Here is a 13682-nt window from a genome sequence, read left to right as displayed (position 1 = left end):
TGCTGCCTACACTAGTACCCGTCACCCGCGCCTTGTTCCTGCCGATATCTTGATGAAACCTGCTCCATTGGCGTCGACGATCTGCCTGTTGGCTGGTGCCGCCGTGCCCGCGCTTGCGCAGGAACCGGAGCAGCGCAATCGCGTGGTGATCATGGAAAACGTGCGCTACGACTATGCGCAGGTGCTCAATGTCGAACCGGTCTTCCAGACCCTGCGTGCAAGCCGTACCGAGGAGCACTGCGAGCCGGTGTCGACCCGCACGCTGGCGCCGGTGCAGGTCAAGGGCGAGGAAGACAAGGGCGGATTCCGCCGCTTCTGGGACTCGGTGCGGGGCATGTTCAGCCAGCACGAAGGGCAGGCACAGGAAGAAGAGATGGCGCTTGCTCCGCAGGGTGCTGGCGGTTCTTCCGCGCTGCTGACCCCGGAATGCAAGATCGTCGAGGTTGGGCGTGAATTCCGCCGGCCCATCGCCTATGACGTGGATTACGTCTACAAGGGCATCAAATTCCGCTCACGGCTGCCGGAAGACCCCGGTAACCGGCTCAAGCTGCGGGTGTCGATCACCCCGGATATCGGCCAGGCACCGCCGGCCGCGAACAACGTCCCGTAATGTTGCAGCGCGCCACTTGCGTCGGCCTGACCCGCGTGCGAGTATGCCCGACGATGAAAGCCACCAGCTTCCAGCACGAAACCAGCACCGCCCGGATGGCCACCGGCATGACGTCGCGTGCCCGCCGACCGGAATCCCACATATTCGCTGGGTGACCGGGGCTTCGTGCTGTCCGTTCTGAAAACCCAGCCCAGGCTGGGTTTTTTCGTTTCTGGTTCGGCAAAAGTTTCAAACGCAATGAGCCGCGCGCATGCGCATCCGCCCACCGGCGACGGTGGATCTCCGCAATAAAGGATGGATCGATGTCTCTGAAGCACTTTTTGAACACCCAGGATTGGAGCCGCGCCGAGTTGGATGCGCTGCTCACCCAGGCAGCCTTGTTCAAGCAGAACAAGCTGGGTGATGACCTGAAGGGCAAGTCGATCGCCCTGGTGTTCTTCAACCCGTCCATGCGTACCCGCACCAGCTTCGAGCTGGGTGCGTTCCAATTGGGCGGCCACGCAGTAGTGCTGCAGCCGGGCAAGGACGCATGGCCGATCGAGTTCAACCTTGGTACGGTGATGGACGGTGACACCGAAGAGCACATTGCCGAAGTAGCCAAGGTGCTGGGCCGTTACGTCGACCTGATCGGCGTGCGCGCCTTCCCGAAGTTCGTCGACTGGAGCAAGGACCGCGAGGACCAGGTGCTCAAGAGCTTCGCCAAGTATTCGCCGGTGCCGGTCATCAACATGGAGACCATCACCCATCCGTGCCAGGAGCTGGCACACATCCTGGCGCTGCAGGAACACTTCGGTACCAGTGACCTGCGCGGCAAGAAGTACGTCCTCACCTGGACCTACCACCCCAAGCCGCTGAACACCGCGGTGGCCAACTCGGCACTGACCATCGCTACCCGCATGGGCATGGACGTGACCCTGCTGTGCCCGACCCCGGATTACATCCTGGACGAGCGTTACATGGGCTGGGCCGAGCAGAACGTGGCCGAGAGCGGTGGTTCGCTGCAGGTCAGCCACGACATTAAGAGCGCCTACGCAGGCGCCGATGTTGTGTACGCCAAAAGCTGGGGCGCGCTGCCGTTCTTCGGCAACTGGGAGCCGGAAAAGCCGATCCGCGACCAGTACCAGCACTTCATCGTTGACGAAGCCAAGATGGCGCTGACCAACAATGGCGTGTTCAGCCACTGCCTGCCGCTGCGCCGCAACGTCAAGGCCACCGACGGCGTGATGGATTCGCCGCAATGTATTGCAATCAACGAAGCCGAGAATCGCCTGCACGTGCAGAAGGCGATCATGGCTGCAGTGATCGGCAAGTAACGCTTTAGCCCCTCTCCTGCGGGAGAGGGGTTGGGGTGAGGGTAAGGCTCTTCACTCCAGGCAACACCTCAACTTCATTACCCCCTCCCCAACCCCTCCCCCGGCGGGAGAGGGGCTCAAGAACCAAAGCAGAGATTCCTTCCCCATGAACAAAGACATCGTCCTCGCCTTCTCCGGCGGCCTCGACACCAGTTTCTGCGTGCCTTACCTGCAGGAACGTGGTTACAACGTACACACCGTGTTCGCCGATACCGGCGGCGTGGATGCCGATGAGCGTGACTTCATCGAAAAGCGTGCGGCCGAGCTGGGCGTTACCAGCCACGTCACCGTCGATGGCGGCCCGGCCATCTGGAATGGCTTCGTCAAGCCCTTCGTGTGGGCAGGCGAGGGCTACCAGGGCCAGTACCCGCTGCTGGTCTCCGATCGTTACCTGATCGTCGATGCCGCGCTCAAGCGCGCCGCCGAGCTGGGCACCAATATCATCGCCCACGGCTGCACCGGCATGGGCAACGACCAGGTGCGTTTCGACCTGGCGGTGAAGGCACTGGGCGACTACCAGATCGTCGCGCCGATCCGTGAAATCCAGAAGGAACACACCCAGACCCGCGCCTACGAGCAGAAGTACCTGGAAGCGCGTGGTTTCGGCGTGCGCGCCAAGCAGCAGGCCTACACCATCAACGAGAACCTGCTGGGCCTGACCATGTCCGGCGGCGAGATCGACAAGTGGGAAGCCCCGGGCGAAGGCGCACGCGGCTGGTGCGCACCGCGCAGCGCCTGGCCGATCGAGCCGCTGACCGTGACCCTGAAGTTCGTCGAAGGCGAAGCTGTCGCCCTGGACGGCAAGGCACTGCCGGGTGAGCAGATCCTGGCCAAGCTCAACAAGCTGTTCGCCCAGTACGGCGTGGGCCGTGGCGTCTACACCGGCGACACCGTGATCGGCCTGAAGGGCCGCATCGTGTTCGAAGCACCGGGCCTGGTCTCGCTGCTGGCCGCGCACCGCGCGCTGGAAGACACCGTGCTGACCAAGCAGCAGAACCGCTTCAAGCCAGAAGTCGCGCGCAAGTGGGTGGAGCTGGTGTACGAAGGCTTCTACCACGACCCGCTCAAGACCGACATCGAAGCCTTCCTGAAGGCCTCGCAGGCCAAGGTGACCGGTGAAGTTGTGCTGGAAACCCGCGGTGGCCGTGTTGATGCAGTAGCCGTGCGTTCGGAGCACATCCTCAACGCCAAGGGCGCGACCTACGCGCAGTCGGCGGACTGGGGCGTGGAAGAGGCCGAAGGTTTCATCAAGCTGTTTGGCATGAGCTCGACGTTGTATGCGCAGGTAAACCGCTGACGCTTGACGCTCAAAGCCTCTCTCCCGCCTGCGGGAGAGGGGTTGGGGTGAGGGCAGCTTCTGCTTCTGTCGTTGCTTGCTCTCAAAGCAGACGAGGCAAATCAAAAGCTCCCCCCATCCGCCCTCCGGGCACCTTCCCCCGCAAGCGGGAGAAGGGAAGCCCTCCGATCATTGCTGTGATTACCTGCTGCCCACCATGACCAAGCTGCTCCAATCCACCCTCGATCACCTGGAAAAGCTGGTGTCCTACGACACCCGCAACCCGCCGCGTGCCATCACCACCGGTGGCATCTTTGATTACCTGCGCGACAACCTGCCGGGCTTCAATGTCGAGGTGATCGACCACGGTGCTGGTGCGGTCAGCTTCTATGCTGTGCGCGGCAAGCCGAAATACCTGTTCAACGTGCATCTGGATACCGTGCCGGATTCCCCGCACTGGTCCGCCGATCCACACGTGATGCGTCGTTTGGACGACCGCGTGGTCGGCCTCGGTGTTTGCGATATCAAGGGCGCTGCAGCAGCGCTGGTCGCTGCCGCCAACCTGACCGACGGTGACGCTGCGTTCCTGTTTTCCAGTGACGAAGAAGCCAATGACCCGCGTTGCATCGCTGCCTTCCTGGCGCGTGGCATCGCCTATGAAGCGGTAATCGTCGCCGAGCCGACCATGAGCGAAGCGGTGCTCGCGCACCGGGGTATCAGCTCGGTGCTGATGAAGTTCCAGGGCCGCGCCGGCCACGCCTCGGGCAAGCAGGACCCATCCGCAAGTGCCTTGCATCAGGCGATGCGTTGGGGCGGCAAGGCGCTGGAGCATGTCGAGTCGCTGGCGCATGCGCGCTTTGGCGGCCTGACCGGCCTGCGCTTCAACATCGGCCGCGTCGAAGGTGGCATCAAGGCAAATATGATCGCGCCCGAAGCCGAACTGCGTTTTGGCTTCCGGCCGCTGCCGTCGATGGATATCGACGCGCTGCTGAGCACATTCGCCAGCTTTGCCGAGCCGCAGGCCGCGCATTTTGAAGAAACCTTCCGTGGCCCCAGCCTGCCATCCGGTGATATCGCCCGTGCCGAGGAACGTCGCCTGGCCGCGCGCGACATCGCCGACGAGCTTGGCCTGCCGATCGGCAATGCCGTGGATTTCTGGACCGAGGCTTCGCTGTTCTCGGCCGGCGGCTATACAACCATGGTGTACGGTCCCGGCGATATCGCCCAGGCCCACACCGCCGATGAATTCGTGACGCTGGAGCAACTGCAGCGCTACGCCGAATCGGTGCTGCAGATCCTGCAACGCGGCGCCTGAGCCGCTCGTGGCCCGGCGGCTCGCCGCCGGCTTCTTTTCGTGACCGCATTGGTCACTACGTAGATACAAGTAATGTCCCCAGCCATGCAGCCGCACCGCCAGACCCGCCAGACCATCGTCCGCCTGCTTTCGAGCATGGCCAGCGCGAAGGAAATCAGCCAATACCTCAAGCGCTTCTCGCAGCTTGATGCCAAGCGCTTTGCCGTGGTCAAGGTCGGTGGCGCAGTGCTGCGCGACGATCTGGACGCGCTGACCTCGTCGCTGTCGTTCCTGCAGGAAGTCGGCCTGACCCCGATCGTGCTGCACGGCGCTGGCCCGCAGCTGGATGCCGAGCTGTCTGCTGCCGGCATCGAGAAGAAGACCATCGATGGCCTGCGCGTGACCTCGCCGGAAGCACTGGCGATCGTGCGCAAGGTGTTCCAGCAGTCCAACCTCAAGCTGGTGGAAGCGCTGCAGCAGAACGGTGCGCGTGCTACGTCGATCACCGGTGGCGTGTTCGAGGCCGAGTACCTGGACGTGGACACCTACGGTCTGGTCGGCGAGGTGAAGAAGGTCAATCTGGCGCCGATCGAGGCCAGCCTGCGCGCCGGCTCGATCCCGGTGATTACCAGCTTGGGCGAGACCCCGAGCGGGCAGATCCTCAACGTCAATGCCGACTTCGCCGCCAATGAGCTGGTGCAGGAACTGCAGCCGTACAAGATCATCTTCCTCACCGGCACCGGCGGCCTGCTCGATGAAGAAGGCAAGCTGATCGACTCGATCAACCTGTCCACCGAATACGACCAGCTGATGCAGCAGCCGTGGATCCATGGCGGCATGCGGGTCAAGATCGAGCAGATCAAGGACCTGTTGGATCGTTTGCCGGAAGAATCCTCGGTGTCGATCACGCGCCCGGCCGATCTGGCCAAGGAGCTGTTCACGCATAAGGGCTCGGGCACGCTGGTGCGCCGCGGCGAAAAGGTGCTGAAGGCAACGTCGTGGGATCAGCTCGATACCGCGCGCTTGAAGTCGCTGATCGAATCAAGCTTCGGTCGCACCCTGGTGCCGGACTATTTCGAAAAGACCAAGTTGCTGCGCGCCTATGTCAGCGAGAACTATCGCACTGCGGTCGTGCTCACCGATGAGGCCGAAGGCGTGTATCTGGACAAGTTCGCGGTGCTCGATGACGCCCAGGGCGAAGGCCTTGGTCGTGCAGTGTGGAACGTGATGCTGGAAGAAACCCCGCAGCTGTTCTGGCGCTCACGCAACGGCAATCCGGTCAATCATTTCTACTATTCCGAATCCGATGGCTGCTACAAGCTCGGTCATTGGAAGGTGTTCTGGTTCGGCGCCACCGACTTCGACAGCATCAAGGGCTACGTCGCGCATTGCGGCGAGCGCAAGCCGAGCCTGCAAGGGTGAGCATGGACCTTGCCACCGCCGGGCACTGGAGCCAGGTGCCGGCCCTGAAGGGCCAGCATGTGACGCTGGAGCCTCTGCAGCTTGGGCACGTTCAAGCGCTGCAGCGTGCCTTGGGCGAGGGCGAGTTGTCGCGCTGCTGGTATACCAACGTACCCGCGCCGGAACGTGCAGGCCATTACATCGTTGCTGCGCTGGAAGCACAGGCGCAGGGCAGGGTGCTCGCGTTCGTGGTCAAAGATGCCAGTGGTGAAGTTGTTGGCAGCACCCGCTACTACGCGCTCGAAGCCGACGTGCCGCGCTTGAACATCGGCTACACCTGGTACCACCCGCGCGTGCAACGCAGCGGGCTCAACACCGAGGCCAAGCTGTTGCTGCTGCGGCATGCATTTGAAACACTGGGCTGCATCAGCGTGGGCTTCGAGACCAGCTGGTTCAACCACGCCTCACGCACCGCTATTGCCCGCCTTGGTGCGAAGCAGGATGGCGTATTGCGCAGCCACAAGCGTCACGCCGACGGATCGCGCCGCGATACCGTGGTGTTCTCCATCATCGATACGGAGTGGCCGGCGGTGAAAACCCACCTGCAATTCCTTCTGGATTCGCATTCATGACTGACAACAAATTCTCGGTAGGCATCGTTGGCGCGCGCGGCTACACCGGCGCCGAATTGATCCGCCTGCTGTCCGCACACCCGCGCATCGAGCTGGCCTTCGTGTCCTCGCGTGAGCTGGCCGGACAGCGAGTGGCTGACCACAACGATGCCTACAATGGCGAGCTGCGCTACGAAAGTCTGGACCCGGAGGCGGTCGCCGCCAAGGGTGTGGACGCGGTGGTGCTGGCACTGCCAAACGGCAAGGGCGAGCCCTTTGTGGCCGCACTGGATGCAGTCGCGCCGGATACGGTGATCGTTGATCTGTCGGCGGACTATCGCTTCGACAACAGCTGGTATTACGGCCTGCCGGAGTTGACCCGTGCCCGTTATGCCGGCCAGAAGCGGATCAGCAACCCGGGCTGCTACGCCACCGCGATGCAGCTGGCGATCGCACCGTTGCTGAGCCAGCTGGCCGGCCCGCCGACCTGCTTCGGCGTGTCGGGATGGTCGGGTGCAGGCACTACGCCGTCGGACAAGAACAACCCCGAGCTGCTGCGCGACAATCTGATGCCGTATGCATTGACGAATCATGTGCATGAGCGCGAGGTTGCGACACAGCTCGGTGTGCCGGTGGAGTTCATGCCGCATGTGGCCGCACATTTCCGTGGCATCACCATGACCGTCAACCTTTGGCTGCAGCAGCCGCGCAGTCGCGAAGAGATCGTCGCGTTGTACCAGCAGCGCTATGCCAACGAGCCGTTGATCGAAGTGGTCGACGAGGCGCCGTGGGTCAGTCGCATCGCCGGCAAGCACGGTGTGCAGATTGGCGGTTTCACCATGGCGCCGGGCAACAAGCGCGTGGTGGTGGTGGCGACCATCGACAACCTGCTCAAGGGCGCGGCCACACAGGCGCTGCAGAACCTCAACCGGGCGTTGGGGCTGGATGAGTTGATGGCTGTTCCGTACTGATTTATTTGTGGGTAGCGCTGGGGGCCTGTTGGATCTTTGGCTTCGCGGCTTACGCCGCTCCTACAAATGCATTGTTTTCTGAGAGATCGACATGACTAATTTGCTTTGGCAGAAACCCGGCGTTGCGGTTGACGCGAAGATCCAGACCTTCCTGGCCGGTGACGACGTCATCCTGGACCGCGAATTCTTCCTGCATGACATCCAGGCCAGTGCCGCGCATGCCGAAGGCCTGCAGCACATCGGCATCCTCAGTGCCGACGAGTTGGCTGCGCTGAAGCGCGAGCTGGCGATTCTGGCCGACGATTTCCGCAGCGGCGCATTCGTGCTGGACGAGCAGTACGAGGATTGCCACTCGGCCATCGAGGCACGACTGACCGAGCGCCTGGGTGATGCTGGTCGCAAGATCCACACCGGCCGCAGTCGCAACGATCAGATCCTGGTCGCTACCCGCCTGTGGTTGAAGGACAAGTTGGAGCGTGTGGCGCAGATCAGCACTGAGGTCGCCAAGGTTGCCTTGGATCGCGCGGCTGCCGAGCAGCTGCAGCCGCTACCGGGTTACACCCACATCCAGCGCGCGGTGGTGTCCTCGGCGGGCATGTGGTGGGCCGGCTGGGCCGAAGCCTTCATCGACAATGCCATCCGTGCCCGCGACACGCGTGCGCTGATCGATACCAATCCGCTGGGTACGGCCGCCGGCTACGGCGTCAACCTGCCGCTTGATCGCGAGCACACCACGGCCGCGCTCGGATTCTCGCGCATGCAGATCAGCCCGATCTACGCGCAGCTCTCGCGCGGCAAGTTCGAGCTGGCGGCGTTGGAAGCGCTGGGCGGCGCGACGCTGGACCTGCGTCGTATCGCCTGGGATCTGTCGCTGTTCACCACCGGCGAGTTCGCCTTCGTTGCGTTGCCGGCGCAGTACACCACCGGCAGCTCGATCATGCCGAACAAACGCAATCCTGACGTGATCGAGTTGATGCGCGCCACCCACGCCAGCATCGCTGCGGCACGTACCGAGATCGAACAGCTGCTGTCGCTGCCTTCGGGTTACCAGCGCGATCTGCAGAACTCCAAGGGCGCGATCGTGCACGGCTTTGGCCGTGGTCTCGCCGCGCTGGAACTGTTGCCGGCCTTGCTGTCGAATCTGGATTGGCGTGATGACAACATCCGCGCCGCGATTGATTCGGGTATGTATGCGACCGACGTTGCGGTGGAGGCTGCGGTGGCGGGAGTGCCCTTCCGGGACGCCTACAAGGCGGCAGCAGAGGCAGCGGATTCGGCGGGGCAGGGGCGTACGCCTGAGGGTAGCTTGGCGGCACGTGTGTCGCCTGGTGCTGCGGCGGATCTTCGGTTGGACGAGCTTTCTGCGCGCTGGAGTGCGTTGCAGGACTGATGGATTGAATACGGGCGCCGAAAGGCGCCCGTATTGGTTTGGCTTTATCCCTTCTCCCTCAGGTAGAAGGGCCTGTCCTCGCGAAGGCGGGAATGCCCCGTGGGGGCGGAAGGGTGACGTGGTTGCCTTGGCCTTGGCTGTTGCCTTGGCTGTTGCTTTGGCTGTTGCTTTGGCTGTCTCTTCTCCCGCTTGCGGGAGAAGGTGCCCGAAGAGCCTGCCCCCGCGAAGGCGGGGGGCGGATGAGGGGGGGGCTTTTCGACTTTGCTTAGCTAGAAGCTTCCCCTCACCCCAACCCATCTCCCGCAGGCGGGAGAGGGGCTTAAGCAAAAGCTAAGGCTCAAGCCAAAGCCAAAAGCAAAAACCACAGCAAGTTCCAAGCGAAAGCAATCGCACCATCTTCGCTTTCGTCGTGGTGTCATATGCAGCTAAAGGAGAATGCAATGAAGCTCTACCTGGTATTGGCAATGCGAAAGCCGTCGTTCGACGACGCAGTGATCGCTCCACACATAGCCTTCCTCAACGCGCTAAGCGCCGAAAACCGCCTGCACCTGACCGGCGGTTTCAGCGACGGCAAAGGTGGCGCCTATGTGTTGAAGAACATCGACACGCTGGAAGCAGCCCAGGCCATCGTCGCCTCCGATCCGCTGGCCATCCAGGACAGCTCAGAGCTGACCATCCACGAGTGGAATACCCGCTGATCCCATGATCCAGACTTCGTTATCACCGTTCACCGAACAAGCACTGCCGCAGTGGCGCCGTGCCGTCCTCAAGGTCGGCAGTAGTCTGCTGGCGGCCGATGGCGGTGGCTTGACCCCGCGCTTCGCACTCGGTCTGGCACAGTTCGTGTCGGCCAATGTTCTGGCTGGGCGTGAAGTGGTGATCGTTTCCTCCGGCGCAGTGGCCGCTGGCCGCGCCATCGTGCCCAAGGCCGCCGAAGCCGGCGCGGCCATGGCGGCAAGACAGGCCTTGGCTGCACTGGGTCAAGCACAGCTGATTGGGCTGTGGCAGCGTTTCTTCGAACGCCCGGTGGCACAGGTGCTGCTCACCCACGATGACCTGCGCAATCGCCGCCGCTACCTCAACGCACGGGCAACGCTCAATGAACTGCTGGCGCTGGGCGCGCTGCCGGTCATCAACGAGAACGACACCGTGTCGGTGGACGAACTCAAGCTCGGCGACAACGACAATCTTGCCGCCATCGTCGCTGCATTGGTCGATGCCGACGCATTATTCATCGCAACCGACATTGATGGCCTCTACACCGCCGATCCGCGCAGCAACCCCGATGCACAACCGATAAACGAGGTCACCGAGCTGACGCCAGACGTCCTCGCAATGGCTGGCGGCAGCGGCAGCGCGGTCGGTACTGGCGGCATGCACACCAAGCTGCAGGCAGCCGCCAAAGCCGGTGCCGCGGGTATCGATACCTTCCTGTTCAATGGCCGCAGCGGCGATGTCGTGCGTGGCCTGGCGCAGGGCAGGTTGCACGGCACTCGCCTGCATGCCGGGCAGTCACGCATCGCCGCGCGCAAATACTGGTTGAAGCACGCACCGCTGGAGCCGGGCGCGATCCTGATCGACGCTGGCGCCGCACGTGCGCTGCGCGACAAGGGTGCCTCACTGCTACCCGGTGGCGTGGTTGGCGCCGAAGGCGAGTTCCGTCGTGGCGACATGGTGGAGGTGCGCCTGTTCGATCCGCAGGGCCAGCAGCGTGTGGCACGAGGCGTCAGCCAGTACTCGGCCGTGGACATCCGCCGTATCAGCCAGCACCACACCAGCGAGATCGAATCCATCCTCGGCTACAACTACGGCGACAACGTGGTCCATCGCGATGACCTGGTGTTGCTGTGAGTTTTCCTTTGATTACCGGCAGGACTGACCATGAGTGATATCCGCACCCTCGCATTGCAGTGCCGCCATGCCGCGCAGCAACTGGGCCTGCTTTCCAGCCAAGCCCGCAGCACGTTGCTGAAGTCGATGGCTGCCGCGCTGGAAGCCGATGCAGGCAGCATCCTCGCCGCGAATGCGCGTGACCTGCAGGCGGCACGCGACAAGGGTGTGGGCTCGGCGATGTTGGATCGTCTCGCCTTGAACCCGGAACGTCTGCGCGGTGTGGCCGATGCGCTGCGCGAAGTCGCCGCCTTGCCGGATCCGGTGGGCGAGGTGACCCGCGCCTACGACCGCCCCAATGGCATCCGCGTGCAGAAGGTGCGGGTGCCACTGGGCGTGATCGCGATGATCTACGAGGCGCGACCCAATGTGACTGCTGATGCCGCAGCGCTGTGCATCAAGGCTGGCAATGGTGTGATCCTGCGCGGTGGTTCTGAAGCCATCCATTCCAATACAGCGATTGCCGCCAGCCTCAAACGTGCTCTGCGCGAGGCGGGTTTGCCGGATGCTGCACTCACACTGGTTGAAGACCTGCGCCGCGAGACCATGCTGGAGCTGCTGCAGCTCAATGACATCATCGATCTGGCGATTCCGCGTGGCGGAGAAGGCCTGATCCGCTTCGTTGCAGAGCATGCGCGCGTGCCGGTGATCAAGCACTACAAGGGCGTCTGCCATCTGTTCGTCGATGACAGTGCCGATCTGCAGCTTGCTGTGGACTTGCTGGTCGACGGCAAGACTTCGCGCCCTTCAGCCTGCAATTCACTGGAGACGTTGCTGGTACATGAGGCGATCGCGGCGCAATTCCTGCCGCTGGCGGCCACAGCGCTACGCGAGCGCGGCGTTGAGCTGCGTGGTGATGCAGTGACCCAGGCGTTGCTTGCGGACATCGTGCCGGCAACAGAAGAGGACTACGCCGCTGAGTACCTGGATCTGATTCTCACGATCCGGGTGGTACCGGACATGGCTGCGGCCATCGCCCATATCCAGACCTTCACCTCGGATCACACCGAAGTCATCGCCACCGGCGACTCTGCACACGGCGAGGCGTTCGTGCGGGCGCTGCGTTCGGCGGTGGTGATGGTCAATGCCTCTTCACGCTTCTCCGATGGCGGCGAGCTGGGCCTGGGTGCGGAGATCGGTATCTCCACCACGCGCCTGCATTCCTACGGTCCGATGGGCCTTGAGGCGTTGACGGTGGAGCGCTTCGTGGTGCGCGGCGAAGGCCAGGTAAGGCATCCGTTGAAGTAATTGTGGCAAGCAACCGTTGTAGCCCGGGTAAGCCGTGAGGCACCCATTGCTTCGGCGTGCACAAAGCTCCGGCCCTTCCAACACCGCCGGCTTCGCGGCTTACGCCGCTCCTACAAGATCCGGTCAGTCGCCGGTGCTGGGCTGCGTTGTTTGCTCGAATATGAAAAAGCCGCCGATTCACATCGGCGGCTTTTCTGTATCAATCGCGGCTTACTTCCAGTGATCTTCCAGCTGCTGCGGTTTGCAGGCAAACCACGCACCGGTCAGCAATACACCCGAGCAGCAGGCGAGGAAGGCAAACGACCATGCCCAGCCATCGCTCATGCCATGCAGCCATCCAAACAACAGCGGGCCCAGGCTTGCCAGGCTGTAGCCCACGCCCTGCATGAAGCCGGACAGCGCCGCTGAGCCAGCCTGGCTACGGGTGCGCAGGTTGATCAGGGTCAGGCCGAGCGGGAAGGTCGATGGGCCGAGACCAGCGATGACCGCCCACAGCAGCGGAGCGCTCATCGGTGCCCACAACAGGCCGGCGAAGGCAATCATGTTCAGCACGAACACCATCACCGCGATCGGGAAGGGGTTACGCATGCGTACCGCCAATGCCGGCACCAACAGCGATGGCAACAGACCGATGGCCGAGTACACCGCCACCATCACGCCACCGAAGGATTCGCTGGCACCGGCTTCCACCATCACCTTCGGCAACCAGGTGAACAGGGAATACGTGCCGAGCGAGGTCATGCCGAACATCAGTGCCATGCCCCAGCCCAGTTGCGTTTTCCAGACGCGACCGGCGGCATGTTCGGTGCTGGTGGTGGTTGTTTCCACGCGCGGGGCGCTGCGTGCCAGCAGGATCCACGGCAGCAATGCAGCCACCGACAGCATCGACCACATGCCCAGCGAAACCCGCCAGTCAAATTGGTCGGCCACCGGCACTGCCAGCAACGCAGGCACCATCGTGCCTGCCTGCAGTACCGAGATGTAGACCGTGCTCAGTGTGCCAACGCGGTCGGCGAAGTAGCGCTTCACCAGTGGTGGCACCACCACATTGCCCATGCCCATGCCGGCCAGGGCCACGGCCGAACCGAGCAGCAGCATCCCGACGTCATTGGCGAAGGCGCGCAGCAGCAGACCGATGGTGGCCAGCATCATGGTCAGCACGGCAGTGCGTTCCAGGCCGATGGCGCGGGTGATGCGTGGTGTGGCCAGGCCGAATACGGCGAAGGCGGCGGTCGGCATCATGCCGAGCACGCCGGTCATGGTGCTGCCGAAATCAAAGACGTGGCCGAGTCGGTCCAGCAACGGCGTCAGCGAAGTAACTGCGCTGCGCAGGTTGGCCGAGACCAGGACGATTGCGACAAACGCCAGCAGGCGGCCCTTGAACAGGGGGTGCCGGATGAGGGACTGGGCGGGCGTGGACATTGCTTACTCCGACGCGGTGGGTGGCGTCGTTTGAAACCCACCAAAAACAAAAGCCGACCAGAGGCCGGCTTTTGTCAAATTGGTCGGGGAGACAGGATTCGAACCTGCGACCTCTACGTCCCGAACGTAGCGCTCTACCAGACTGAGCTACACCCCGAAGGAGCCGCCTATGATAGCGGTGAACCTCGTGCCTTGCAAGTTCTTTTGTTCAGCCAGC

12 protein-coding genes and 1 tRNA gene are annotated in these 13682 nt (G+C 63.0%); 11 read left to right on the top strand and 2 right to left on the bottom strand.

From position 1 onward, the window contains the following. Window positions 1–52 precede the first annotated feature (52 nt). From ACVOLZ_RS06890 to ACVOLZ_RS06840, 11 genes are all read left to right on the top strand, one after another. The gene (locus ACVOLZ_RS06890) at window positions 53–610 is read left to right on the top strand and encodes a hypothetical protein (protein ID WP_481515530.1); all 558 of its coding nucleotides are present in this window, start codon (window positions 53–55) and stop codon (window positions 608–610) included. A 302-nt stretch (window positions 611–912) separates the two neighbouring features. Then, window positions 913–1923 carry an N-acetylornithine carbamoyltransferase gene (locus tag ACVOLZ_RS06885; protein WP_481515529.1) on the top strand — a complete coding sequence of 337 codons (1011 nt, stop codon included), beginning with the start codon at window positions 913–915 and terminating at the stop codon, window positions 1921–1923. A 145-nt stretch (window positions 1924–2068) separates the two neighbouring features. After that, window positions 2069–3259 (top strand): argininosuccinate synthase, encoded by a 1191-nt coding sequence (locus ACVOLZ_RS06880; RefSeq protein ID WP_481515528.1) that lies wholly within the window; start codon window positions 2069–2071, stop codon window positions 3257–3259. A 196-nt stretch (window positions 3260–3455) separates the two neighbouring features. Beyond that, the gene (locus ACVOLZ_RS06875) at window positions 3456–4553 is read left to right on the top strand and encodes an acetylornithine deacetylase (RefSeq protein WP_481515527.1); all 1098 of its coding nucleotides are present in this window, start codon (window positions 3456–3458) and stop codon (window positions 4551–4553) included. A gap of 72 nt (window positions 4554–4625) precedes the next feature. Beyond that, window positions 4626–5954, top strand: a complete 1329-nt coding sequence (locus ACVOLZ_RS06870) for an acetylglutamate kinase (protein ID WP_481515526.1) — start codon at window positions 4626–4628, stop codon at window positions 5952–5954. A gap of 2 nt (window positions 5955–5956) precedes the next feature. Next, complete coding sequence (locus tag ACVOLZ_RS06865) at window positions 5957–6565, top strand: GNAT family N-acetyltransferase (RefSeq protein ID WP_481515525.1); 609 nt, start codon at window positions 5957–5959, stop codon at window positions 6563–6565. Beyond that, on the top strand, window positions 6562–7515 hold the full coding sequence (gene argC / locus ACVOLZ_RS06860) for an N-acetyl-gamma-glutamyl-phosphate reductase (protein ID WP_481515524.1): 954 nt from the start codon (window positions 6562–6564) through the stop codon (window positions 7513–7515). Before ACVOLZ_RS06865 ends, argC begins: the two co-directional genes overlap by 4 nt. 91 nt (window positions 7516–7606) lie before the next feature. Next, window positions 7607–8905 carry an argininosuccinate lyase gene (locus ACVOLZ_RS06855; protein ID WP_481515523.1) on the top strand — a complete coding sequence of 433 codons (1299 nt, stop codon included), beginning with the start codon at window positions 7607–7609 and terminating at the stop codon, window positions 8903–8905. A gap of 440 nt (window positions 8906–9345) precedes the next feature. Next, complete coding sequence (locus ACVOLZ_RS06850; RefSeq protein WP_481515522.1) at window positions 9346–9603, top strand: YciI family protein; 258 nt, start codon at window positions 9346–9348, stop codon at window positions 9601–9603. A gap of 4 nt (window positions 9604–9607) precedes the next feature. After that, a complete protein-coding gene (gene proB / locus ACVOLZ_RS06845) occupies window positions 9608–10756 on the top strand; it encodes a glutamate 5-kinase (RefSeq protein WP_481515521.1) in 1149 nt (382 codons plus the stop codon). A gap of 30 nt (window positions 10757–10786) precedes the next feature. Then, the gene (locus ACVOLZ_RS06840) at window positions 10787–12043 is read left to right on the top strand and encodes a glutamate-5-semialdehyde dehydrogenase (RefSeq protein WP_481515520.1); all 1257 of its coding nucleotides are present in this window, start codon (window positions 10787–10789) and stop codon (window positions 12041–12043) included. 210 nt (window positions 12044–12253) lie between these two features. On the opposite strand, the gene ACVOLZ_RS06835 is transcribed toward ACVOLZ_RS06840, so the two are convergent. Both ACVOLZ_RS06835 and ACVOLZ_RS06830 read right to left on the bottom strand, forming a co-directional pair. Continuing rightward, a complete protein-coding gene (locus tag ACVOLZ_RS06835; protein ID WP_481515519.1) occupies window positions 12254–13465 on the bottom strand; it encodes a CynX/NimT family MFS transporter in 1212 nt (403 codons plus the stop codon). Window positions 13466–13545: 80 nt separating this feature from the next. Next, window positions 13546–13622, bottom strand: a tRNA-Pro gene (locus tag ACVOLZ_RS06830). Window positions 13623–13682: the final 60 nt, after the last annotated feature.

The sequence above is a fragment of the Stenotrophomonas sp. STEN020 genome (assembly GCF_056760195.1).
Note: the sequence above shows the minus strand (reverse complement) of the source record. Positions and strands in the feature narration are given on the sequence as shown.

Coding starts and splice junctions, on each gene's coding strand:
- ACVOLZ_RS06890 (WP_481515530.1), top strand. CDS start 53: ATGAAACCTGCTCCATTGGCGTCGACGATCTGCCTGTTGGCTGGTGCC.
- ACVOLZ_RS06885 (WP_481515529.1), top strand. CDS start 913: ATGTCTCTGAAGCACTTTTTGAACACCCAGGATTGGAGCCGCGCCGAG.
- ACVOLZ_RS06880 (WP_481515528.1), top strand. CDS start 2,069: ATGAACAAAGACATCGTCCTCGCCTTCTCCGGCGGCCTCGACACCAGT.
- ACVOLZ_RS06875 (WP_481515527.1), top strand. CDS start 3,456: ATGACCAAGCTGCTCCAATCCACCCTCGATCACCTGGAAAAGCTGGTG.
- ACVOLZ_RS06870 (WP_481515526.1), top strand. CDS start 4,626: ATGTCCCCAGCCATGCAGCCGCACCGCCAGACCCGCCAGACCATCGTC.
- ACVOLZ_RS06865 (WP_481515525.1), top strand. CDS start 5,957: ATGGACCTTGCCACCGCCGGGCACTGGAGCCAGGTGCCGGCCCTGAAG.
- argC (WP_481515524.1), top strand. CDS start 6,562: ATGACTGACAACAAATTCTCGGTAGGCATCGTTGGCGCGCGCGGCTAC.
- ACVOLZ_RS06855 (WP_481515523.1), top strand. CDS start 7,607: ATGACTAATTTGCTTTGGCAGAAACCCGGCGTTGCGGTTGACGCGAAG.
- ACVOLZ_RS06850 (WP_481515522.1), top strand. CDS start 9,346: ATGAAGCTCTACCTGGTATTGGCAATGCGAAAGCCGTCGTTCGACGAC.
- proB (WP_481515521.1), top strand. CDS start 9,608: ATGATCCAGACTTCGTTATCACCGTTCACCGAACAAGCACTGCCGCAG.
- ACVOLZ_RS06840 (WP_481515520.1), top strand. CDS start 10,787: ATGAGTGATATCCGCACCCTCGCATTGCAGTGCCGCCATGCCGCGCAG.
- ACVOLZ_RS06835 (WP_481515519.1), bottom strand. CDS start 13,465: ATGTCCACGCCCGCCCAGTCCCTCATCCGGCACCCCCTGTTCAAGGGC.